Source organism: Pseudomonas sp. AL10 (assembly GCF_029960685.1).
In the GTDB taxonomy this organism is placed as follows: Bacteria; Pseudomonadota; Gammaproteobacteria; order Pseudomonadales; family Pseudomonadaceae; genus Aquipseudomonas; species Aquipseudomonas lactis.
On the sequence record NZ_JASBQZ010000094.1, the window covers coordinates 1 to 667 of the forward strand.

The window sequence follows — 667 nt, forward strand, 5'->3', positions numbered from 1 at the left end:
AATGCTGTCGGAGAAAGCGAGCGTTATCGGTACGACGATCAGCACGTCATTCTCGAGCGGCAGTTGGCCGGTGGCGCGAGTTTCTTCTGGGAATGGGAACACGCTGGCAAGGCGGCGCGCTGCGTCCGGCATTGGGCAAGTTTTTCGCAGATGGACACGCGCTATGCCTGGGGGGATGACGGGCGCGTCACCGTGCATAACGCCGATGGTAGCCAGGAGGTGTATGTCCATGACCAGCGGGCGCGGCTGGTGCAGAGGATTGATCCGGACGGCGCCACGCACTTTAAATCCTACGACAACCAGGGGCGGCTGACCGTCGAGCAAGATCCGATGGGCGCGGTGACGGCCTATCAGTATGACGACGCCGGACGCCTGGTCGCGCTGTTTCCGGGGGATGATGAGCCAACGTCCTACGAGCATGACAACGATTTTGTACGGGTTGTTCGGCGTGGGGAGGCGGTCTGGAAATATGAGCGTAATGAGCAAGGCGATGTTACGCGTAGGACCGATCCCGATGGAGAGGCTACTGACTACAGCTACAACAAACAGGGGCAACTGACTGGAGTTTGGTATCCCGACAGCAGTTGTCATCGGTTGGTGTGGAACGAGCGGGGGCAGTTGCTTGAGGAGCAATTGCCCAATGGTGGGATCAAGCGTTATCGCTATG

At 59.1% G+C, this 667-nt stretch carries 1 pseudogene; it reads left to right on the forward strand.

Annotation, left to right across the window (positions count from 1 at the left end):
- A pseudogene (locus tag QK296_RS28945) lies at positions 1-667 on the forward strand (type IV secretion protein Rhs); the annotation flags it as partial.